The 22,681-nt window shown below is 72.9% G+C and carries 19 protein-coding genes; 13 read left to right on the forward strand and 6 right to left on the reverse strand.

What is annotated here, in order from left to right; all coding sequences use genetic code 11:
- A partial coding sequence (locus tag AC6CH6_RS17710; RefSeq protein WP_498256141.1) for an SGNH hydrolase domain-containing protein occupies positions 1 to 721 on the forward strand: 721 nt, incomplete at its 5' end.
- 127 nt (positions 722 to 848) lie between these two features.
- On the opposite strand, the gene AC6CH6_RS17715 is transcribed toward AC6CH6_RS17710, so the two are convergent.
- Together AC6CH6_RS17715 and AC6CH6_RS17720 are read right to left on the reverse strand one after the other, a co-directional pair.
- Entirely contained in the window at positions 849 to 2,072 is a 1,224-nt protein-coding gene (locus tag AC6CH6_RS17715) for a glycosyltransferase 87 family protein (RefSeq protein WP_498256142.1), read from the reverse strand.
- A 64-nt stretch (positions 2,073 to 2,136) separates the two neighbouring features.
- Positions 2,137 to 3,477, reverse strand: coding sequence for a glycosyltransferase 87 family protein (locus AC6CH6_RS17720; RefSeq protein ID WP_498256143.1), 1,341 nt, complete (start codon positions 3,475 to 3,477; stop codon positions 2,137 to 2,139).
- Positions 3,478 to 3,728: 251 nt separating this feature from the next.
- Here AC6CH6_RS17720 and mptB point away from each other — a divergent pair, with 251 nt between their 5' ends.
- Complete coding sequence (gene mptB / locus AC6CH6_RS17725) at positions 3,729 to 5,315, forward strand: polyprenol phosphomannose-dependent alpha 1,6 mannosyltransferase MptB (RefSeq protein ID WP_498256144.1); 1,587 nt, start codon at positions 3,729 to 3,731, stop codon at positions 5,313 to 5,315.
- Positions 5,316 to 5,333: 18 nt separating this feature from the next.
- Here mptB and AC6CH6_RS17730 read toward each other — a convergent pair whose 3' ends face one another.
- Entirely contained in the window at positions 5,334 to 6,875 is a 1,542-nt protein-coding gene (locus tag AC6CH6_RS17730; protein ID WP_498256145.1) for a sensor histidine kinase, read from the reverse strand.
- Positions 6,875 to 7,624 (reverse strand): response regulator transcription factor, encoded by a 750-nt coding sequence (locus AC6CH6_RS17735; protein ID WP_035924206.1) that lies wholly within the window; start codon positions 7,622 to 7,624, stop codon positions 6,875 to 6,877. Before AC6CH6_RS17735 ends, AC6CH6_RS17730 begins: the two co-directional genes overlap by 1 nt.
- A gap of 204 nt (positions 7,625 to 7,828) precedes the next feature.
- Between AC6CH6_RS17735 and AC6CH6_RS17740 the strand changes: the two genes are divergently transcribed.
- On the forward strand, positions 7,829 to 8,257 hold the full coding sequence (locus tag AC6CH6_RS17740) for a hypothetical protein (RefSeq protein WP_498256146.1): 429 nt from the start codon (positions 7,829 to 7,831) through the stop codon (positions 8,255 to 8,257).
- Between the two features lie 182 nt (positions 8,258 to 8,439).
- Positions 8,440 to 9,780 (forward strand): heparan-alpha-glucosaminide N-acetyltransferase domain-containing protein, encoded by a 1,341-nt coding sequence (locus AC6CH6_RS17745; RefSeq protein ID WP_498256147.1) that lies wholly within the window; start codon positions 8,440 to 8,442, stop codon positions 9,778 to 9,780.
- A 90-nt stretch (positions 9,781 to 9,870) separates the two neighbouring features.
- Here AC6CH6_RS17745 and AC6CH6_RS17750 read toward each other — a convergent pair whose 3' ends face one another.
- Positions 9,871 to 11,088, reverse strand: coding sequence for an MFS transporter (locus AC6CH6_RS17750; RefSeq protein WP_109269031.1), 1,218 nt, complete (start codon positions 11,086 to 11,088; stop codon positions 9,871 to 9,873).
- 249 nt (positions 11,089 to 11,337) lie between these two features.
- Positions 11,338 to 12,516 carry an acyl-CoA dehydrogenase family protein gene (locus AC6CH6_RS17755; RefSeq protein WP_109269030.1) on the reverse strand — a complete coding sequence of 393 codons (1,179 nt, stop codon included), beginning with the start codon at positions 12,514 to 12,516 and terminating at the stop codon, positions 11,338 to 11,340.
- A gap of 189 nt (positions 12,517 to 12,705) precedes the next feature.
- On the opposite strand from AC6CH6_RS17755, the gene AC6CH6_RS17760 reads away from it, so the two are divergent.
- The 9 genes from AC6CH6_RS17760 to AC6CH6_RS17800 all read left to right on the forward strand — a co-directional run.
- Positions 12,706 to 13,509, forward strand: coding sequence for an enoyl-CoA hydratase/isomerase family protein (locus AC6CH6_RS17760; RefSeq protein WP_498256148.1), 804 nt, complete (start codon positions 12,706 to 12,708; stop codon positions 13,507 to 13,509).
- A gap of 29 nt (positions 13,510 to 13,538) precedes the next feature.
- Positions 13,539 to 14,696: a TAXI family TRAP transporter solute-binding subunit gene (locus AC6CH6_RS17765; protein ID WP_115163236.1), complete on the forward strand. Its 1,158-nt coding sequence runs from the start codon at positions 13,539 to 13,541 to the stop codon at positions 14,694 to 14,696.
- The gene (locus tag AC6CH6_RS17770) at positions 14,686 to 16,698 is read left to right on the forward strand and encodes a TRAP transporter permease (protein ID WP_498256149.1); all 2,013 of its coding nucleotides are present in this window, start codon (positions 14,686 to 14,688) and stop codon (positions 16,696 to 16,698) included. Before AC6CH6_RS17765 ends, AC6CH6_RS17770 begins: the two co-directional genes overlap by 11 nt.
- Before the next feature lie 15 nt (positions 16,699 to 16,713).
- On the forward strand, positions 16,714 to 17,577 hold the full coding sequence (locus AC6CH6_RS17775) for an enoyl-CoA hydratase/isomerase family protein (RefSeq protein WP_498256150.1): 864 nt from the start codon (positions 16,714 to 16,716) through the stop codon (positions 17,575 to 17,577).
- A 74-nt stretch (positions 17,578 to 17,651) separates the two neighbouring features.
- A complete protein-coding gene (locus AC6CH6_RS17780) occupies positions 17,652 to 18,533 on the forward strand; it encodes a 3-hydroxyacyl-CoA dehydrogenase family protein (RefSeq protein WP_133409506.1) in 882 nt (293 codons plus the stop codon).
- A gap of 34 nt (positions 18,534 to 18,567) precedes the next feature.
- Positions 18,568 to 19,782, forward strand: coding sequence for a CaiB/BaiF CoA transferase family protein (locus AC6CH6_RS17785; RefSeq protein WP_498256151.1), 1,215 nt, complete (start codon positions 18,568 to 18,570; stop codon positions 19,780 to 19,782).
- Positions 19,779 to 20,219 (forward strand): acyl-CoA thioesterase, encoded by a 441-nt coding sequence (locus AC6CH6_RS17790; RefSeq protein WP_498256152.1) that lies wholly within the window; start codon positions 19,779 to 19,781, stop codon positions 20,217 to 20,219. Before AC6CH6_RS17785 ends, AC6CH6_RS17790 begins: the two co-directional genes overlap by 4 nt.
- On the forward strand, positions 20,216 to 21,673 hold the full coding sequence (locus AC6CH6_RS17795; protein ID WP_498256153.1) for an MFS transporter: 1,458 nt from the start codon (positions 20,216 to 20,218) through the stop codon (positions 21,671 to 21,673). The genes AC6CH6_RS17790 and AC6CH6_RS17795 overlap by 4 nt, the downstream gene beginning before the upstream one ends.
- A partial coding sequence (locus AC6CH6_RS17800) for an acyl-CoA dehydrogenase family protein (protein ID WP_498256154.1) occupies positions 21,670 to 22,681 on the forward strand: 1,012 nt, incomplete at its 3' end. The genes AC6CH6_RS17795 and AC6CH6_RS17800, both read left to right, overlap by 4 nt.

Raw genomic sequence — 22,681 nt, forward strand, 5'->3', positions numbered from 1 at the left:
CGTGCGCTGCGACACCGGGGACGTCCCCGCCGGCATCGGCGACCTCGGCAACTGCTGGCTCATCGAACCCGAGGACGGCAGCGCCCCGGAGCGCACCTTGGTGGTGCTCGGCGACTCCCACGCCCAGCAGCTGCTCACCCCGATCCACCGGGTCGCCGACGCCAACAACTGGCGGGTGATCTCCTACCTGCGCAATGCCTGCCGCTACACGTCCGGGTCCGACAACCGGGACGAGGAGTGCAACGAGTTCAACGCCGCCACCCGTCAGGCGGCTCTCGAGGCCGACCCCGACGCCGTCGTCACCATCGGCACCCTGTCCCTGGCCGAGGCCCCGCACGAGAAGCTCGTCGACGGCTACGAGGACGGGGTCACCCCCTTCCTGGACGCCGGGATCCCGGTCCTCGCCTTCCGCGACAACCCGCGCTTCCCCTTCAGCATGTTCGCCTGCGTGGAGACCTACGGCCCCGACCACGATCGCTGCAACCCGGCCCGCTCCGAATCTCTCCTCCCGGAGAATCCGCTTGAGGAACTGGCCGCCCGGCACGAGGACCTGCACAGCATCGACCTCACCGACCGCCTGTGCACCGAGGACATCTGCCCGGGCGTGATCGGCAACATCCAGGTGTACATGGACCTGGACCACGTGACCTCCACCTACGGCGAGACCCTTGTGCCGGACGTCGAGCGGCGGATGCTCGACGCCCTCGGACGGAACGGCTGACGGGCCGTCCCCTGCGTCGGGGCCGGCGCCGGGGAGTGCGCATCACCTCTCCTCGCCCACAGGAGGCGGCCGCGCCGGGACAGGTGTTCCCCGCTCCCCGCGCCGGACGCGAGCCGGCGCCGCGGGCTCAGGTGGTGGCCAGCTCCGCGGGGCGGGCGGGGACCTGCTGCAGCCGGGCCACGCGCTGCACGGACCAGCACAGCAGGACGACGAGCAGCACGTTGCGGGTGGTCAGCACGGCCGCCATGGCCGGGTGCGCGTGGATGAGCGGGGTGTAGAACAGCGGATAGATCACGAACGTGGTGACCGCGATGCCCATCAGCAGCGCCGCCGGCGTCCGCCACCGCTGCCAGTCGTGCACCAGCCCGGCCACGACGACCGGGGCGAGCCAGATCATGAACTGCGGGGACCCCACCTTGTTGAACACGATGAAGACCGCGGTCATCATCAGCGCCCCCTCGTAGAAGAGCTCCTCCCGCTCGGCCCCGCGCCGCAGCGCACGGACCAGCAGGACGGCTCCTGCCAGGACGGCGAGCACGAGCAGCGGCTGCATCAGGAACGCGACGATCTCGGTGCCCGGGCCGTAGACCTCGGTGGAGTTGATGGCCACGTTGTCGGCCATCCGCGATCCGGCCACGTCGAAGACGCTCGCCCACACCCACGGGGTGGAGAACGTGGCCTCCAGCTGCATGCCGCGCTCTCCCTGGTTGACCAGGAAGTCCGCGATGTGCGGCAGGCCGCCCGTCAGGTACGTGCCCAGCACCACCGCGGCGGTGACCCCCACCCCGGCGGCCACCACCTGGACGCGCTGCCGGCAGGCGATGAACAGGGCGAGCAGAACGGCCGCCGGCCACACCTTGATCCAAGTGGCGACGCTCAGCAGCACGGAGCCGAGCACAGGCCGCTCGGACGCGTACAGGAGTCCGATCAGCACGATCGGGGCCGCGATGCCCTCCACCCGGGCGAAGCTCAGGTAGCCCAGGAACACGGTGAAGAACAGCCACCACCAGGCCGGGGCGATGCCCTGCCGGGCCCCCCGGCCCCGCGTGAGGCAGACCAGGGCGACGGCGTTGAGCACGGTGACGATCAGCGTCCAGACCAGCAGGTAGGGGCCGGGGCCGGCGATCCCCGCCAGGAGGATCGGGATCTGCGCCAGCACCGGGTACACCCACGGGCTGATCCCGTCCCCGGCATCGGTGGGGTCGTACCCGGCCATGGCCCACTGGCGGTACTGCTCGGTGTCGCTGAAGGCCTCGCCGTGGATGACGAAGGACATCATCCAGCCCAGGAAGTACAGGTGGACGACGGCGAAGCCCCACCACACGCCGGCCGGGCGGGCGAACCAGGCCACGGCGCGGGCGGGCAGGACGGCGTCGCGGACGCGGGTCAGCCGGTCGAAGAGGGCGGCGGAGATCTCAGGCCTCCTTCGCGGCGGGCGCCGGCGCGGCGGGGGCGGGCGCCGTGGCGGGCGCGGTGGCGGGGCGCCGGGTGCCCAGCTGGTACAGGCGGCGCGCCGACCACCACAGGAGCACCACCAGCAGGGCGTTGCGCAGGGTCAGCACGAGAGCCATGGCCGGGTCGTTGTGGCTCAGCTCCCAGTAGAACATCGGGTAGACGAGGAACGTGGCCAGGGCGATGGCGATGAGCATGGCCGCCGGCACCCGCCACGCCCTCCAGTGGTGGGTCAGCCCCACGGCCACGGCCGGCGCCAGCCACACCATGAACTGCGGGGAGCCGACCTTGTTGAACACGATGAAGGCGGTGACCATGGTCAGCGACCCGGCCAGCAGCAGCTCGGTCCGGTCGGTGTCGCCGGACCGCTCGCCGTTGCGCAGGCCCCGGGCGATCAGGAGGGCCACCGCGGCGGCGGCCACCAGCAGCAGCGGCTGCATCAGCACGGCCATCGTCGCCGTGCCGGGGCCGTCGACCTGCATGGAGTTGATCTCCGTGTTCATGTACATCCGGGATCCACCCACACCCAGCACGGACGACCACAGCCACGGGGTGGTGAACGTGGCCTCCAGCTGCATGCCCCGGTCCCCCTGCTGGGTGAGGAAGTCGAAGAGCCTCGGCAGCGCGCCCATGGCGGCGGCGACCCCGGCCGCGGCCGCGCTGACCAGCAGACCCGCGACGACGACCGCCACCCGCCGGCGCACCACGGTGACGAGGGCGAGCACGACCGCCGCCGGCCAGACCTTCATCCAGGTGGCGACACTGAGCAGGACCGAGGCGGCCACCGGGTGCGCCACGCCGTAGACCAGGGCGACGAGCACCAGGGGAGCCGTGAGCCCGTCGACGCGGGCGAAGCCCAGCCACCCCATGAGGAAGACGAAGCCCAGCCACCACCACGCGGCGGGAACGGCGTGCCGGGCGCGGCCCCAGTCCGTCAGCTTCCCCACGGCCCAGCCGTTGAGCACGGTGATCATCAGGACCCACAGGAAGAAGAACGGCCCCGGGCCGGCCGCACCGGCCAGCGCGACGGGCACCAGCGCCAGCACCGGATAGACCCAGGGGGTGGGCTCGCCGTTGAGGTTCTGCTCGTCGAAGCCGGCCTCGGCCCACGCGCGGTAGATGTAGGTGTCGCTGAAGGCTGCGCCGGACAGGGACAGGGACAGGGCGAATCCCAGGAACACGAGGTGCACCAGGACGAAGCCGGCGAGCAGTCCCCGCGGGGATCTCGACCAGGCGTGCCACCGCGGGGTCGCGAGGCGGTTCCGGAACCGGGTGAGCATGCTGAAGGTCGTGTCCGTGGACATGGGTCAATCCTCGTCAAGGGTGTGGGGTCGCAGGACCACAGGGCCGCTGCCCCACCATGCTACGTGGCCGGGCGCGGACCGCCCGGAACCGGGCGTCATGATCCGTGCGCAGCGACCCCGGGCCGAAGGGCGCGGCGGCATCCCGGGACGCCGGGGCCACGAGGTGGCATCATGGCTGGAACACGCTCCTGGAGAGCGCTCAGCACACCTGTCCGCCCGGCAGCGACTCACATAGGGGATCAGCGCACGTCATGACGGCAGGGGGTTCGCATCCGGAGGGGCCGCGGAGCCGCGGGGGCCGGACCGTCAGCACCGTCCCCTTCCGCCAGGACACGCCCGGCGCCCAGCCGGACCCGCGAGCGCACATCGCCGTCCTGCAGGGGTTCGTCGGCTCCCTGATGATGCTCGTCGGCTCGGTCGGCACCGGGTGGATCGCCAACGGCTCGCCCATGGTCCGCCACCCCCTGGTCATCGCGCTGCGGGTCGAGGGGTGGGGCGTCTACGCCTGCACCGTGCTGCTGACCGTCGGCGCCATGCTGCTGGTGCGCTCCTGGCTCCGGCTCGGGCAGCGGCTCCAGGGCGGGCCGGCGGGCGCCCAGCGCTCCGTGGTGCTGGCCGTGTGCGCCTGGTCGCTGCCGCTGTTCTTCGCCGTGCCCATCTTCTCCCGGGACGTGTACGCCTACGTCGGCCAGGGCCGTCTGATGCTGGCCGGGCAGAACCCGTACACGACCGGCATCTCCGCCCTGGAGAACTGGTTCATGCTGGGCACGGACCCGACCTGGGCCGAGGCCCGGACGCCCTACGGGCCGTACTTCCTGTGGCTGGCGCGCGCGGTCGTGGCCCTCACGGGCGCGCAGCCGGATCTCTCCGTCCTGCTCTTCCGGATCCTGGCCTGCGCCGGTGTCCTCCTCTGCGTCGTGTACGTGCCCAGGCTCGCGCGGCTGCACGGGGTCGACCCGGCTCGTGCGCTGTGGATCGCGGTGGCCAACCCGCTGTTCCTCATCAGCTTCGTGGCCAGCGCGCACAACGACGCGCTGATGCTCGGACTGGCCGTGGCGGGAACGTACTTCGCGGCCACGGGCCGCCCGGTGACCGGGGTCCTCCTGGTGACCGCCTCCATCGGGATCAAGCCGATCACCATCCTCCTGCTGCCGTTCATCGGCCTCCTGTGGGCGGGGCCGAGAGCGTCCTGGCGGCGGAAGTTCGCCCTGTGGGCGGCCACGGCGGCGATCAGCTTCGGGGTGCTGCTGCTGAGCGGGCTCCCCTACCAGCTGGGCACCGGGTGGGTCTGGGCGCTGGTCGACCCCACCCCGGGGTACACCGGGTACTCGCCCTCCGGGTTCCTGGGCCAGCAGCTCCGCGACCTCGCGAACGCGGTGGGCCTGCCGGGCGCGGCCATGGCCTCCGTGCTGCGCGATGTCCTGCAGTACGCCGCCATCGGCCTGGTCCTGCTCCTGATGTTCCGCGGCGACGACCACCAGGTGGTCCGCAGGCTCGGCCTGGCGTTCGCCGCCGTGGTGCTGCTCTCCCCGATCATCCAGCCCTGGTACATCCTGTGGTTCCTCCCCTTCCTCGCCGCGACCGGCATCAGGGACAACTGGCAGATCCGCTCCCTGTACATCGTGATCACCTTCTTCGTGATCTTCGGCGCCCAGGACCAGCTCTCCGTGTGGCCCTTCATCGAGCTGACGGTCGACGCCTCGACGATCGCGTTCGTCACCGCCCTGCTGTTCACCGCCTACCTGATGCTCCTGGACCCCCACACCCGGCACCTGCTCGTCCACGGCGGCCCGGCGGGCTGGCTCGGCCGCCACCGCCGCCGTCGTCGTCGGACCTGAGGCGCCCGCGGCCGTCGGTCACCGGGGCGCGGCGGGCACCGCTGCGCCGGTGCCCAGCGGGAGCCGGACGGTGAAGAGCGTGCGGCCCGGGCGGGACTCCACGTCCACCGTGCCGCCGTGCGCCTGCACCACCGAGCGGACGATGGACAGGCCCAGCCCGGTGCTGCCCTCCCGGGTCTGCCGGGAGGTGTCCAGGCGGCTGAAGCGCTCGAAGAGCCTGGCCTGGAACTCCCGCGGGATGCCCGGGCCGGCGTCGAGCACGGAGGCCTCCGCCCAGCCGTCCCGGGTGGCCCGCACGGCGGCGGTCACCGCGGTGCCGGGCGGGGTGTGCTTGCGGGCGTTGGAGAGCAGGTTGGCCAGCACCTGGTGGAGCTGGGCGACGTCCGCCCGCACGGGCACCGGCTCCGCCGGCACGTCCAGGGCCCAGTCGTGGTCGGGGCCCGCGGCCGAGGCGTCGGTGAGGGCCTCGAGCACGAGCTCGCCGAGGTCGGCGTCCCGCAGCTCCGGGGGGCGGCCCTCGTCCAGGCGGGCGAGCAGCAGCAGGTCCTCGACCAGGGCGGTCATCCGCAGCGTCTGCTGCTCCACCCGGGCCAGCGAGGCGCGGCCGGTGCCGGTCAGCGGCTCGGTGAGCTGCAGCATGTCCGTGTAGCCGCGCACGGCCGCCAGGGGGGTGCGCAGCTCGTGGGAGGCGTCCGCCACGAACTCGCGCAGCCGGGTCTCGGAGTGCTGGCGCGCGGCCAGGGCCGAGTCCACGTTCTCGAGCAGGGAGTTCAGGGCGTGGCCCACCTCCCCGACCTCCGTGCCGGGGCGGGCCAGCCCGGCGGGCACGTGCTGGTCGGCGAGGGAGACCTCGCCCGAGGCCAGCGGCAGGCGGGCGACGCGGGACGCCGCCGCCGAGACCTGTTCCAGCGGCCGCAGGGCACGGCGCACGACGACGGTCCCGGCCACCGCCGTGGTCACCAGCGCGAGCAGGCTGCCCGCGGTCATGGTGGTGACGAGTTCCGCCACGGTCTCGTCGACCGACGCGGTGGGCAGCCCGGTCACCAGCACCTGGCTGCCGTTGCGCCCGTCCCGGGCGACCGACTCGACCCGGTACTCGCCCACGGACAGGTCCACGTCGGAGAGCCGCCCCTGCTCCGTGCCCGTGGAGCGCCGAGGGTCCCCGAAGCCGCGCTCGTCCGGGCTCTCGGCCGCGAAGGCGCCCGCCTCCCGCAGGGCGGCGACGTCCTCCTCGGGCAGCGGCGCGGGCTCCCCGGACCCGGTGCGGTAGGACGCCCTGACCACCTCGTCCTCCTGCAGCACGGCCACCAGGACGCCCACCGGCTGGCCTGGGGCGTCGAGGGGGTCCCGCTCCAGGGCGGGGTCCCCCCGGGTGAAGGTCAGCGCCCGCCCGGTGGCCTGGCGCAGCGATCCGTCGAGCCGCTCGACGAGGTCCTGGCGGGTGAGCTCCACGATCGTGGCGCCCAGCACGAGGAGGACCACCGCCAGGAGGAGGAGCACGCCGGCGATGAGCCGGGTGGCCAGGCGCAGGCGGCGCGGGGGGAGCGGGCCGTGCGGCATCAGGACGCGGGCTTGATGACGTACCCGGCGCCGCGCACGGTGTGGATCATGGGGGAGCGGCCCGCGTCGATCCGCTTGCGGAGGTAGGAGATGTAGAGCTCCACGATGTTGGCCTGGCCCGAGAAGTCGTAGTGCCACACGTTGTCCAGGATCTGGGCCTTGGACAGGACCCGGCGCGGGTTCTCCATCAGGTAGCGCAGCAGCTCGAACTGCGTGGTGGTCAGCTCGACCGGCTCCCCGGCGCGGGTGACCTCGCGGCTGTCGATGTTGAGCACCAGGTCCCCGACCACCAGGGTGGCGCTGTCCTGCGCGGCGACCCCGGAGCGCTGCACGAGCCGGTGCAGCCGGATGAGCACCTCCTCGATCGAGAAGGGCTTGGTCACGTAGTCGTCCCCGCCCGAGGCGAGCCCCTCGATCCGGTCCTGGACCGTGTCCTTGGCCGTGAGGAACAGCACCGGCACTTCGGGATAGGACTGGCGGATCCGGGCCAGGACCTCCAGCCCGTCCAGGCCGGGCAGCATCCGGTCCAGGACCAGCACGTCGGGGGCGAAGTCCCGCGCCTGCTGGACGGCGTCGAACCCCTCGTGGGAGATCCGGGCGTCCCACCCGCACATGCCCGTGCCCATGGCCACGAGATCGGCCAGCGCCGGCTCGTCGTCCACCACCAGCACCCGGATCGGCGAGCCGTCAGGGTGGGTCAGGCGAGGCAGGACCTCGGTGAGGACGGAGAAGCTGGAGGAGTAGGACATGGGAGCTCCCGGTGCCGGGCGGACGTGACACTGCCACTGTTGCGCACCAGATTAGGCGCACGTCCTGTGGAAGCTGTGCGCAGCCTGTGCGGTGCAGCCGGGATTCTCAGACAGGCCGGGGTGGTCGACACAGCTCCGGCACAGACTCCGGACGGACAGTGGAACCACTCGAGCCAGCCACCCACCGGACACCCAGGAGCGGACATGCGCACCATCACCATCACCGACGCCGTCGAGGCCGCCGCCCGCGCCCAGTACGAGCGGGCCGCCCACCCCGGAGCACCCCGGTGGGAGGACTGCGCCGATTCCGACCGCGCCGTCTACCGCCACGCGGTGCGGCCCCACGTCGAAGCGGCCGCCCCGTTCATCGCCGCGCGGTCCCTGCAGGACGCGGCCACCGCCTTCGCCACCACCCGCCCCAGCGAGTCCGCCCGGCGCAGCCTCGAGTACCCGGTGGTGGAGCTGCAGGCCATGGCCTACCGGCACACGGCGGCCCAGCGCCCCGTCGTGGTGCCCTCGTCGTCGGCCACGGCCACGGCCGCGGCCCCGGTCACCGCTCCCGCTGCGGCGCCGCGCCGGGTGCGCGCCGTCCTCGGCGCCCTCCGTTCATCGAGGCGCCCCGAGGCCGTGTAGGCCTCGGGAGGTCCTGCGACCGGTCGCCCGCCGGCGGGCGCGTGGCCCGCGTCACAGCGGAAGCACAGCATTCCGAAAAGCCCACCACATGTGCGCCAGCAAAGGTGGGGTGTGCACCGGTCCTCCGACCGGTCCGGCGGGCAGGGGGCCCGCCGCCGTGCCGCGCTGAGGGGGCCGCTGTCATGACCGATTCCCGGGGCCGCCCGCCGAGGACCGTGCCGTGGGCGCCGGTCCCCGCGCGGCCGGCGAGCACTCCGCTCGCGGACGAGACCTCGACCGGCCGCGCGGCGGCCGACCCGGCCACGGGCTCGGCCGCGAGTTCCACCGCGAGCTCGGCCGCCGCACCCGCCAAGCGCCGCCTCGTCGGGGTGGACGCCGCCCGCGGCCTGGCCCTGATCGGGATGATCGCGATCCACATCCTGCCCTCGTGGGACCCGGAGACCTTCGAGCCCACCGCGCAGTGGACCGTCTTCGCCGGCCGCTCCGCGGCGCTGTTCGCCCTCCTGGCGGGCGTGGGCCTGGCCTTCAGCACCGGTGGCCGGACACCGCACACCGGCCGGGCGATGACCGCCGACCGGGCGGGGGTGGCCGTCCGTGCGCTGCTGATCGCGGGCCTGGGGCTGGCGATCAACCACGTGCTGCCGGGGAGTACCATCGACGAGGTCCCGGCCGTCAACATCCTCGTCTACTACGGGGCCTTCTTCCTGCTGGCGATCCCGTTCCTGCGCCTGCCCGCCCGCGCCCTGTTCGTCTGGGCGGGGGTCTTCGCCCTGGCCGGTCCCGCGCTGGTGCACCTGCTGCGGGACGTCCTGCCGGTCGTGGAGCGCTACAACCCGGACTACCTCGACCTCGTCGGGGACCCCGGGGCCACCGCGGCCCGGCTGCTGCTGACCGGGACCTTCCCCGCCCTGCCGTACCTGGCCTACCTGCTGACCGGCCTGGCCATCGGCCGGCTCGACCTCGCCGGGATCCGGGTCCAGACCGGACTGGTGCTGGGCGGGGCGCTGCTGGCCGCCGGGGCCTCGCTGGCCTCATGGGTGCTCGTCGACCGGGCCGGCGGCCTCGACCAGCTCGTGGCCCGCACCCCCGGCGTCGACGAGGAGCTCGTCACCGAGGTCATCGTGTTCGGCCCCGACCCGACGCTGCCGACGACCACGTGGTGGTGGCTGACGGTCGGCGGTCCGTACACCAACACCCCGCCGGCCCTGCTGCTGGGTCTGGGCTCCGCGGTGGCCGCCCTGGGCGTGTTCCTCCTGCTGGCCCGCCGCTGGGCCTCCTGGCTGCTGCCGCTGAGCGCGATGGGCGCGATGACCCTCACCGTGTACTCGGCGCACCTGCTCGCGCTGGCCGCCGAGGTGCACTACGACCAGCCGCTGTGGTTCTGGATCCACGTGGCCGTGGCGATGGCCTTCGCCCTCCTCTGGCGCCAGGCCATGGGGCAGGGCCCCCTCGAGCGGCTGGTGGCCGCCCTGGTGCGCGCCACTCGTCGGCGCGTGCTCGCCCGCGAGCAGCGCCCGGGCTGAGCACGCGGGCCGGGCAGCGCACGGCTGGGCAGCGCGGCTCGGGCAGCGCACGGCTGGGCCGAGCCCAGCGCTCCGCCCGGCGGGCGGGTGCTACCGGGTCTCGGCCGGGGCGTTGCGGCGCCGCAGCGCCGCGTAGCCCAGGATGAGCAGGCCGGCCGCGGCCAGGCCGACGCCCACCCAGGCGGGGGAGCGGTAGCCCCAGCCGGCGGAGATGACCACACCGCCGAGGAACGCGCCCACGGCGTTGGCCAGGTTGAACGCCGCGTGGTTCATCGCGGCGGTCAGGGACGGGGCGTCCTTGGCCTCGCGCAGCAGGCGCACCTGGAGCGAGGTCGTGAAGATCGAGCCCATGATGCCGATCCACAGCGCGCCGAGCACGGCCGCGACGGGGACGTGGACGAACAGCGCGAAGAACGCCAGGGCCACGCCGGACACCGCGCCGGCGCCGAGGGCGGTGCGCTCGATCGAGCGGTCGATGAGCGGACCGGCCAGCAGCGAGCCCACGGTCATGCCCACGCCGAACACGGCCAGCACCCACGGCACGGTGCCGATGTCGAGACCGGTGAGCTCGGTGAGGGTCGGGGAGATGTAGGTGTAGACCGCGAACATGCCGCCGAAGCCGATCGCCCCGGCGAGCAGCGTCAGGGCCACCTGGGGCCGGGCCAGGGCGCGGATCTCCTGGGCGGCCGAGGCCATGCCCTCGTTGCGGGTGCGCGGCACCCACAGGGCCAGGGCGGCGATGGTCAGGGCGCCCAGGAGCACCACCAGGAGATAGGCGGAGCGCCAGCCGAGGGCCCCGCCCAGGGCCGCGGCGAAGGGCACGCCCACGATGTTCGCGATGGTGAGCCCCAGCATCACCCGGGCCACGGCCGTGCCGCGCCGCTCGCGGGCCACCAGGGAGGAGGCCACCACCGCGGCGACCCCGAAGTAGGCGCCGTGGGGCAGGCCGGCGAGGAACCGGGCCACGTAGAGCCACTCGAGGGAGGGCGCGGCGGCCGAGAGCCCGTTGCCCACCACGAACGTGAGCATCAGCGCCAGGAGCAGGGTCTTGCGCTCCACCCGGGCGGCGAGGGACGTGATGAGCGGCGCCCCGACCACCACGCCCAGGGCGTAGAGGGAGATGGACTGGCCGACGGCGGGGATCGAGGCGCCGAAGTCCTCGGCGATGAACGGCAGCAGGCCCATCGAGGCGAACTCGGTGGTGCCGACCCCGAAGCCGCCCATCGCCAGGGCGAAGATGGCGAGGCGGGTGCCGGCGGGACCGGGGGCATTGACCACCTGGAGCAGGGCGGTGCGGGGTGCGGACACGGCGGGTCCTTCCGGGGAGGGCGCAGGGACGGGGAACGAGCACGTCGTCGAGCCCGAACGAAAGGGGAGGGACAGCCTTCGATGCTACGCGCGTTCGCCCCGGTCTCCCATGCCTCCCGGTGTGATCTTCATCAGCCCGCCCGGCGCCGTCGGGTGCCCCTGACGCCGTCTCCTGACCCGCGGGAGTCCGGCTGACCACGCCCCGGCGTGGTCAGCCGGACTCTCGCGGGTCGGCCGGCAGGCGCGTGGTCAGCGGAAGGCGGAGTGCCCGGTCAGCTGCTGGCCCAGGATGAGGGTGTGCACCTCGTCGGTGCCCTCGTAGGTGCGCACGGACTCCAGGTTGTTGGCGTGGCGCAGCGGCGAGTGCTCGAGGGTGACCCCGTTGCCGCCGAGCATCGTGCGCGCCTCCCGGCACACCTCGATCGCGATCCGGCAGTTGTTGAGCTTGCCCACCGAGATCATGTGGTTCTCCAGGCGGCCCTCGTCCTTGAGCCGCCCGATGCGCAGCGCCAGCAGCTGCCCCTTCTGGATCTCCAGGGCCATGTTCACCAGCTTCGCCTGCGAGAGCTGGTAGGCCGCGAGCGGCTTGTCGAACTGGATGCGCTGCTGCGAGTAGGCCAGCGCGGCGTCGAAGCTGTCGCGGGCCGCGCCCAGGGCGCCCCAGACGATCCCGTAGCGGGCCTCGTTGAGGCACGAGAACGGTCCCCGCAGGCCGGGGTGGTGAGGCAGGATCGCGTCGGCGGGCAGCCGGACGTCCTCGAGGGCGATGTCGCACTGGATGGAGGCGCGCATCGACAGCTTCGGCTCGATCGGCGTGGCGGTGAACCCGGGGGTGTCCGTGGGCACGAGGAAGCCGCGGACGCGCTCCTGCCCGCTCTCGTCGACGGCCTTGGCCCAGATCACGGCCACGTGGGCGATCGAGGCGAGCCCGATCCAGCGCTTGGCGCCGTTGAGGACCCACTCGTCGCCCTCGCGCACCGCGGTGGTCGCCATGGTCGAGGGGTCCGAGCCGGCGGTGGGCTCGGTGAGGCCGAAGCACCCGATGATCTCGCCGGCGGCCATGCCGGGCAGCCAGCGCTGCTTCTGCTCCTCGGAGCCGTGCTTGGCGATCGCGGACATCGCCAGCGAGCCCTGCACGGAGACGAACGTGCGCAGGCCGGAGTCCCCGGCCTCGAGCTCCTGCATCGCGATGCCGTACTGCACCGCGGACTTCCCGGCGCACCCGTAGCCCTGGATGTGCATGCCGAGCAGTCCGAGCTGCGCCATCTCCGGGACGATCTCCTGCGGGAAGACGGCGTCGGCGAACCAGCCGGCGATGTTGGGCCGGATCCGCCGGTCCACGAACTCGCGGACGGTGTCCCGGGTCTCGAGCTCCTCGGCGCTGAGGTCTGCTTCGACGTCGAGCAGGTCGGTCGCGGCGGCGTTCATGGGTCCTCCTGGGGATCGGGGTGCACGGATGCCTCTGACGAGGATGACGCATGCGTGACCTGGGCAACACACTCCGCCTCATATTTGAGCTTTAGGTATCACTGAACTGCACATTAGGTATTTGAGGTTTCACAGTGGGTCGTGGGAATGTGATCTGCACGACATCCATCCACCTCCCGGAGGACTCCTGTGACCCGATCGTCCCCCCGCGCCGTCGACGCCCCGCCCCGGGTGCGCCTCGAGCGCACCGGTGCCGTGGCCGTGCTGACGCTCGACGACGAACGACGCCGCAACGTGCTCGGCCCCGAGCTGCGCACCCGGCTGCGGGCCGCCCTGGCGGAGCTCGCCGCGGACCCCGGGATCGGCGCCCTGGTGCTCACCGGCGCGGGAGGCTGCTTCAGCGGCGGCGGCGACCTCGCCTCCATGCCGCCCGCCGGTCCCGCCGAGTCCGCCGCCCGGATGGCCGAGGTGGCCGGGCTCGTGCAGGAGCTCGCGCAGCTGGAGAAGCCGGTCGTGGCCGCGGTGACCGGGCCCGCCGCCGGCGTGGCCGTCGGCCTGGTGTGCTGCTGCGACGTGGTGGTGGCCGGCGAGAGCGCCCGGTTCCTCTTCCCGTTCACCCGCCTGGGCCTGGCCCCGGACGGCGGGCTGGTGCACTCCCTGGCCCAGCGCACGGGTGCGGCCCGCGCCCGGCGGATCCTGCTCGAGGCCGCCCCGGTGGACGCCGCCACCGCCCTGGACGCGGGGCTGGCCGACCACGTGGTGCCGGACCCGGACGTGCTCGGCGACGCGGTCGCCCGCGCCGCGGAGCTCGCCGGCCGGGCCCCGCTCGCCGTCGCCGCCGTGAAGCGGGGGGTCCGCGAGGCCTCCGGCTCCCTCGCCGAGGCCCTGGCCTTCGAGCGGGACCACCAGCCCGCGCTCTTCGGCACCAACGACTTCCTGGAGGGCAAGCAGTCGTTCTTCGAGAAGCGGGTCCCCTCCTTCTCCGGGCGCTGAGCGCCCCCACCGCACGTCGAAAGGTCATCATGAGGACAACGAAGTCACGGCTCGCCGCTCTGGGCGCCGTCGCGGTGCTGGGACTGACCGGCTGCGCGAGCGCCGAGGGGGACGAACCGGTGGGCCCCAACGGCCTGCCGCAGCAGCTGGTGTGGTCCACCTACAACGTGGGCACCGGCACCTACAACGATCTCGCGGCCATCGCGAACACCCTCACCAACGAGGAGGGGGTGCAGGTGCGACTGATGACGGCCGACACCGGCATCGGCCGGCTGGCGCCGCTCGTGAACGGCACCGTGGACTACTCGCGGGCCGGGGACGAGTACTACTACGCCTTCGAGGGCGACTACGAGTACGCCAGCGAGGAGTGGGGTCCCCAGGACATCCGCATGGTGTGGGCGCCGCTGGGCAACTACGGCCTGCTGGTGCGCGAGGACAGCGGCATCGACTCCTTCGCGGACCTCGAGGGCAAGCGGTTCCCCGAGCTGACCGCCAACACGTCCATCAACAACAAGATGGAGGGCTTCCTCAACTACGGCGGCCTGACCGGGGACGACGTCCAGAAGGTCCCCATCTCCTACGGCGAGCAGATCGCCGGTCTCGAGGCGGGCCAGATCGACGCCCTGTACCAGAACGTGGTCGGCTCCAACATCGACGAGCTCGCGTCCTCCACGGACGTCAAGTGGCTGGGCTTCGACGACCCGGACCCGGCCCGCTACGAGACCTGGGAGGAGCTCATGCCCATGGTGTCGGTCGGCGAGGTCACGAACGCCGCCGGGATGGACGAGGGCGAGAGCGCCCGCGTCCTCGAGTACACGATCCCGCTGACCACGATGGGCTCCCGCGACGCGGACGAGGTCTACCACCTCGTGAAGTCCATGGTCGAGAACTACGAGCACTACGAGGGCACCACCCCGGACACGAAGCAGTTCGGCTTCGACGCCGTGCTCAAGGAACCGCTGGTGGTCCCCTTCCACGAGGGCACCGTCCGCTACTTCGAGGAGCGCGGCGTGTGGACCGAGGAGCTGGAGCGGAAGAACGACGAGCTGATCGAGCGCGGCGAGCGGATGCGCGAGGCCTGGCCCGGCGTCGTCGAGTCCTCCTCCTCCGCGGAGGAGCTCGAGCAGAACTGGACGGACTGGAAGACCGACGAGCTGGACGGCGAGGAGACCGACGATGCGAACTGAGACCCGGGTGACACCGTTCTGGCGGACGGTGGTGATCGTGCTGACCGTCCTGGGCGTGCTCCTGGCCATGAACCAGGTCTTCTTCTGGAACGTGGGCGGGCTGTCCCTGCTGACCAACTCCTACCTGTACCTCATCCTGGCGGTGTTCCTGCCGGTCGTGTTCATCGTCAACCCCCTGCGCAAGATCCCGCTCGCGCAGCAGGTGGAGGCCCAGCAGGAGCACGGATCCGGCGGCAGCACCGCCCCGGTCCGCGAGCGCCGGGTCCAGTGGTTCGACGTCCTGCTCATGGTCGTCGCGGCGGCCGTGTGCGGCTACTTCGCGGTCAACGGGACGCGGATCAAGGACTTCGGCTGGGAGTACATGGCGCCCACCACCGCCACGGTCGCCGCGTTCGTGCTGTGGCTCGTGGTGCTCGAGGCCCTGCGCCGCACCGGCGGGCTCACGGTGACGGTCATCGCGCTGCTCTTCTCCCTGTACCCGCTGGTCGCCGAGAACCTGCCGATCGGCGTCCTGCAGGGCGTCACCTACGACCTGCCGACCCTGGCGCAGGTGCACATCATGGGCGCCGAGGGCGTGCTGGGCCTGCCCATCCAGACCGCGGCGACCATCCTGATCGGCTTCCTGGTCTTCGGGGTGGCCCTGCAGCACACCGGCGGCGCGGACTTCTTCCACAACCTCTCCATGTCGATCTTCGGCCGGTACCGCGGCGGCGCGGCGAAGGTGTCCGTGGCCAGCAGCGCCGCGATGGGCATGATGAGCGGCAGCGCCGTCTCCAACGTCCTGACCACCGGGCCCATGACCATCCCGGCCATGAAGCGCTCCGGGTTCAGCCCCACCTACGCGGGCGGCATCGAGGCCACGGCGTCCTCCGGCGGGTCCATCACCCCGCCGATCATGGGCACCGCGGCGTTCCTCATGGTCTCCTTCGTGGGCGTGCCCTACACGGAGATCCTGGTGGCCGCGACCATCCCCGCGGTCCTCTACTTCCTCGGCATCTACCTGCAGGTGGACGGCTACGCCGCCCGCAAGGGGCTCAAGGGCGTGCCCGTGGCCCAGCTCCCCCGGGCCCTCGCCACGCTCGTCCGGGGCTGGCCCTACGTCCTGGCCCTGGCCCTGCTGACCGGGCTGCTGTTCCTCACGAACTCCGAGACCCAGGTGCCGTACTGGGTGATCCTGGTGCTGCTGGTCGTGGCCGTGCTGCGCCCGGGCCAGAAGTTCGGGCTGCGGGAGTTCGCCGACTTCCTCGTGGAGTCCGGCCGGACGCTGGGCAACATCATCGGCATCATCGCCGGCGTGGGCCTGATCGTCGGCGGCCTCACCGCCACGGGCGTGAGCCTGTCCCTGGCCCGCGAGCTGGTCTCGCTGGTCGGTGACAACGTGGTCCTCATCCTCATCGCCGGCGCCGTCACCTGCTTCATCCTCGGCATGGGCATGACGATCTCCGCGGCCTACGTGTTCCTGGCGATCGTCATGGTCCCGGCGGTCATCGACCTGGGGGTCAACCCGCTCGCGGCGCACCTGTTCGTCATCTACTGGGCGTCCGTCTCCTACATCACCCCGCCGGTGGGTCTCGCCGCCTTCGCCGCGGCGGGCCTGGCCAAGGCCCCCGCCATGGCCACCAGCGTGGCGGCGATGAAGCTCGGCGCGGTGAAGTACATCGTCCCGTTCGGCTTCGCCCTCAACCCCGCGCTGGTCGCCCAGGACTCGCCCGGCCGGATCCTGCTGGCCTTCGCCCTGAGCATCGTGGGCGTCTACGCCCTGGCCTCGGCCATCGAGGGCTGGACGGTCGGCTTCGACCGCCGGATGCCCGCCCTGTTCCGGGTCGCGGCCGCGGTCGGCGGGTTCCTGCTGTTCCTGCCCACGCCGCTCACGGCCGTCGCCGGCCTGGTCCTCGTGGCCGGGAGCGTGCTGCTGACCTTCCTCACCGTGAAGACCGGGCCCACGGACGACGACGACGCCGCTCCCGCCCCGGCCCCTGCGCCCGCCACCGCCACCGTCTGACCGGAAGGACCCGCCATGACCGACACCACCACGGACACCACCACGGACACCACCACGGACACCTCCACGCCCGGCAACAGCACGGGCACCCGCCTCGACACCGGGACCGGCACCGTCACGGCCGAGCTGCGGGGCAGGGTCGCCGTCGTCACAGTGAACCGCCCCGAGGTGCGCAACGCCCTGAACGTCGGGGTGCTGGACGGGATCGAGGCCGCGCTCGACGCGCTGGAGCGGCGCGAGGACGCCGGCGCCGTCGTCTTCACCGGCGCGGGGGAGAAGGCCTTCGTGGCCGGGGCGGACATCTCCCAGCTGGTCGGCTACACGCTGCGGGACGGCCTGCGGGCCCGGATGCAGCGCCTCTGGGACCGGATCCAGGACCTCGAGCTGCCCACGATCGCCGCGGTCAACGGCTTCGCGCTGGGCGGGGGCAACGAGCTGGCGATGTCCTGCGACATCCGCGTGGCCGCCGCCGGCGCCCGGTTCGGACTGCCCGAGACCAACCTCGGCATCCTCCCCGGCGCCGGCGGCACCCAGCGGCTGTCCCGGCTCGTCGGGCTCGGCCGGGCCCAGGAGATGATCCTCACCGGCCGGATCATCGATGCGGAGGAGGCCCTGCGCATCGGCCTGGTGACCAGCGTGGTCCCGGCGGACGAGCTGATGGACGCGGCGCTCGCCACCGCGGACACGATCCTCGCCAAGGGTCCCCTGGCGGTGCGGCTGGCCAAGCTCGTGGTGCGCAACGGCGCCGAGACGGACCAGCGCACCGGACTGCTGCTCGAACGGCTGGCCCAGTCCCTGCTCTACGCCTCCGACGAGAAGGCCGAGGGCGCGAGCGCCTTCCTGGAGAAGCGCCCCGCCCGCTTCCGCGACGACGACTGACCACCGGCCCCAGCCCCGGTCCCGAACCCCGTGGCCCCACCGACGGGCCCCACCACATCCTCCGAGGAGCAGACATGAACCCCCAGCCGAGCATCGACGCCGTCCGAGACGTCCTGGTCGTGGGATCCGGTGCCATGGGCACCCAGATCGGGGCGGTCTTCGCCCTCGCCGGCTACACCGTCACCACGAGCGACCTCGACCCCGCCGCCCTCGAGCGGTCCCGGGACGAGGTGCACCGCCGCCTCGGCCGGCTCGCCGAGAAGGGCAGCCGGAGCCGGGAGGAGGTCGACGCCGCCCTCGCCCGGATGGCGTACACGACCGACTCCCTCGAGGCGGCCCGCACCACCGACTTCGTGCTCGAGGCCGCCGTGGAGCGCCTCGACATCAAGCGGCAGCTGTTCGCGGATCTCGACGAGGCCGCCCCCGAGCACGCGATCCTGGCGACCAACTCCTCGACCATCCCCTCGTCCCTGCTCACGGACGCGACCGGCCGGCCGGACCGGGTCTGCAACATGCACTTCTTCAACCCGGCGCTGGTCATGGCCTGCGTCGAGGTGGTGCGCAACCCGCAGACCTCCGACGCCACCGCGGAGACCACCACGGAGCTCGCCCGCCGGCTCGGCAAGCAGCCCGTGCGGCTCCACCACGAGGTCCCCGGCTTCGTGGCCAACCGCCTCCTCGGGGCCCTGCGGGACGAGGCGCTGCGCCTCGAGGCCGACGGCGTGGCGAGCTTCGAGGACATCGACGTGGCCGCGCGGACGGCCCTGGGCCACCCCATGGGGCCGTTCGAGCTCATGGACCTGGTCGGCATCGACGTGGCCTACCTGATCCGGCTGGCCCAGCACGAGCAGACCGGGGACCCCGACGACCTCCCGCACCCCTCCGTGGAGAAGCTCTACGAGCAGGGCCGGTACGGCCGCAAGACCGGCCGCGGCTGGTACGAGTACGCCGGCTGAGCCCGGACGAGACGCGACGACGAAAAGAGAGAACATGAGCCACTTCGAGGACGCCCACGCCCTGCAGGAGATCTTCGGCCGCCCCGGCACGGGCCCGCTCGCCGGGGTGGTGGTGGCGGATCTCAGCCGCGTGCTCGCCGGCCCCTACTGCACCATGCTGCTGGCGGACATGGGCGCGACCGTCATCAAGATCGAGAGCACCGCCGGGGACGACGCCCGCGCGTGGGTCCCGCCCCACCGGGACGGCGAGAGCACGTTCTTCCTCTCGGTCAACCGCAACAAGCACTCGATCGCCCTGGACTTCTCGGACCCCGAGCAGCTCGCGGTCGTGGAGCGGATCATCGCCCGGGCGGACATCCTGGTGGAGAACTTCAAGCCCGGCGGCCTGGTGCGCTACGGCCTCGACTACGAGAGCGTCAGCGCCTGGCGCCCGGACCTGGTCTACGCCTCGATCACCGGCTTCGGCACCGCCGGCGGCGCCGATCTGCCCGGCTACGACCTCCTGGCCCAGGCCCTCTCCGGGATGATGAGCCTCACCGGCAGCCAGCACGGCGAGCCGTACCGGGCCGGCGTGGCCCTCTTCGACGTCATCACGGGCCTGCACGCCTCCACCGGCATCCTGGGCGCGTTCCACGAGCGGCAGTCCTCCGGGACGGGCCAGCACGTGGAGCTGAACCTGCTGACCTCGGCGCTGTCCGGGCTGGTCAACCAGTCCGCCGCCTACGTGGCCGGCGGCAGCGTCCCCACCCGGATGGGCAACGAGCACCCGAGCCTCTACCCCTACGAGCCCTTCCCCACCCGGGACAAGGACATGGTCATCGCGGTGGGCAACAACGGGCAGTTCGCGCGGCTGTGCCGGTGCCTCGGCGCGCCCGAGCTCGCCGAGGACGAGCGGTTCGCCACGGTGTCCGCGCGCAACGCCAACCGGGTGGAGCTGCGCCGGCTGATGATCGAGCGGCTCGCCGCCCGGGACGCCGAGGACTGGTTCGAGCTGCTCAAGGCGGTCAAGGTGCCCTGCGCCCCGATCCTCGGGGTGGACGAGGGCGTCCGGTTCGCGGAGGGCCTCGGCCTGGACCCGGTGGTGCTGGCCGGGGCGGGGGACCGGGAGGTCCCCACGGTCCGCCACCCGGTCGACTTCAGCCGCACCCCGGTCGACTACACGCAGGCCCCGCCGCGGCTCGACGCCGACCGGGACCGCGTCCTGGCGTGGCTCGAGCGCGGCGAGCCCGCGGTCCGGCAGGCGTCGTGAGCGCCGTGCACACCACCGTGCTGCCCGTGCGCTGGTCCGACCAGGACCTGAACCGGCACGTCAACAACGCCCGCGTGGTCACCCTGATCGAGGAGGCGCGGCTCTCGGCGGTCGCCTCCTGGCTGGGGGAGGACGGCGTCCCGGACCCCACCCGGCCGCGCGTGGTGGTCTCCCTGACGCTCGACTACCTGCGCTCCATCGACCACGGCCCCGAGCTCACGGCCCGCGTCTGGGTCTGCCGCCTCGGCCGGTCGTCCTACACGGTGGCCTACGAGCTGGTCCAGCGCGGGCAGGTCGCCGTCCGCGCCCGGACGGTGCTCGTGCAGAAGGACCCGGCCACGGGCCGCTCCACCCCGCTGCCGGCGTCGGTGCGGGCCGCCCTGGAGGGCGTCGTCGTCCCGGAGCCGGAGCCGGACTCCGTGACCGTGCGTGCATGACCGCGTTCCGGAGGGGCCGGCCCGCCCTGCGGGCGCGGCGGATCGCCTATCCGGCGCTGCTGGCCACCACGGCGATGGGCACGATGTCCTCGAACGTGATCAACGCGCCGCTGTACGTCATCCAGACGGACCTCGGCATGACGGCCCAGCAGTCGGTGCTGGCCGTGAGCGCCTTCACGGTGGCCATGGCCACCGCCGTCCCGCTCGCCGGCTGGCTCGGCGACCGGCTCGGGGTCAAGACCTTCCTGATCTCGGCGCTGGGCGTCATGGTCCTCGCGGAGCTCACGGCGGCCGCGGCGGCGGGCATGGAGTCGCTCGTGCTCGCCCGGATGGTGCAGGGCGCGGCGTGCAGCGCGATCCCGCCCTGCGTGCAGGCGGCCCTGGTCACCACCTGGCCGGAGCGGACCGCGCAGACCATGGGCGCGTGGGCCTCCGCCATCGGCGTGGGCCAGGCCGTGGGCCCGCCCTTCGGCGGTGTCCTCACCGAGGCGCTGAGCTGGCGCTGGGTCTTCGTGGTGCACGCCGGGCTGGTGCTCGTGCTGATGGTCCTCCTGGTGGCGTTCATGCCCCGGATCGGGCGGCGGCGCCCGCCGATGCACGTGGCCGCGATGGTCTGGCTCGTCCTCGGCGGCGGCTCGACGGCCGCGGCCGTGGTGCTGGCCGGGCAGTCCGGCCCCTGGTCCTGGGCGGCGGCGAGCGCGGTCTGCGCGGTGCTCGGCTGGTGGCTGTTCGCCCACCTCTGCCGGCGCCGGGCCCGGCGGGCGGCGTCCGGGGCGACGGCCCCGCGGCCCCTGCTGGACCCGGCCCTGCTGCGCGACCCCGCCTACCTCACGGCCGCGGCCGGAGCGGGGCTGGCGATGGGGTCCATGGCGGTGGCCATCGTGGCCGTGCCCCTGTTCCTCGCCTCGGACCTGGACCTGGGCCCGGCCCGGATCGGCGCCGTGGTCTTCACCCTGGCGCTCGCCATGACGGCGGCGGGACCGGTCGCGGCGCGGGTGGGCCGCCGGCACGGCAGCGGCGTCCAGCTCGGCCGTGGGGTCCTGATCCTCGTGGTCGCCGCCCCGGTGGTCACGCTGGCCATGGTCTCGTCCGGCCTGGGCGTGGCCCACTGGGTGATCGTGTCCCTGGTGGTCCTGGGGCTCGTGCTCGCCGGGACCGGCATCGCCTTCGCCCAGAGCGCGGCGGCCACGGAGCTCCTGCTCTCGCCCGCCGGGGGCTCCGGGACCGCGATCGGCATCCACAACATGTTCCGCTTCCTCGCGATGGCCGTGGGCTACTCCGGGGTCTCCCTGGCGTGGGCCACCGGCGCCTCGCTCCTCGTCTTCCCCGCGGTCGCCCTGACCGCGCTGGGACTGCTCGCGATCCTGCGGGCCACCCGCCGGGAACGCCCGGCGGCACCGACCACTCCGACCACCGCGGGTCCTGGGACCCGCCGACGAAAGGACCGACCATGACCACCATCTCCAGCGCCCCCTCGACCGAGGCCCCGGCCGCCGTGCGCGCGGGCGCCGCGACCTCCGACTACTTCCGGCTGGACGACGACCTGACGCCCGAGGAGATCGCGATCCGGGACCGGGTCCGCGAGTTCGCCCAGCAGCGTGTGCTGCCCGTGATCAACGACTACTGGGAGCGCGCCGAGTTCCCGTGGGAGCTGGTGCCCGGCCTGGCGGAGCTGGGCATCATCGGCACCACGATCCAGGGCTACGGCTGCCCGGGGATGTCCCGCAAGGCCGCCGGGATGGTGGCCCGGGAGATGGCGAGGGCCGACGGCAGCATCAACACGTTCCTGGGCGTGCACGGCAACCTGTGCATGGGGGCGCTGAACATGCTCGGGTCCGAGGAGCAGAAGCAGCGGTGGCTGCCGGCGATGGCGCGGCTGGAGAAGACCGGGGCCTTCGCGCTCACGGAGCCGGAGCACGGCTCGGACTCGGTGGCCCTGGAGACCAGCGCCCGCCGCGAGGGCGAGGAGTGGGTGATCGACGGGCACAAGCGCTGGATCGGCAACGGGGACGCGGCCGACGTCGTCGTCCTGTTCGCCCGCAACACCGAGGACGGCAAGGTGAACGCGTTCGTCGTGGAGAAGGACGCCGAGGGCAACCACCCGGCCGGGTACCGGCCCGAGGTGATCACCGGCAAGGTCGGCAAGCGCGCGATCCAGCAGGCCGACATCGTGCTCGAGGGCCTGCGGGTCCCGACGGGCAATCGCCTCGAGAACTGCCGGTCCTTCAAGGACGTCTCCCGCGTCCTGCAGGCCACCCGCGGCGGCGCCGCGTGGGAGGCGGTCGGCCACGGCATGGCGGCCTTCGAGATCGCCGCCGACTACGCCGCGACACGGCAGCAGTTCGGCCGGGCCATCGGCGGCTACCAGCTGGTCCAGTCGCGGCTGGCCAACATGCTCAGCGAGCTCACCACCATGCAGCTGCTCTGCGACCGCATGGCCGAGCTCGCCGACCGCGGTCAGC

The sequence above is a fragment of the Kocuria sp. GQ42 genome (assembly GCF_059758435.1).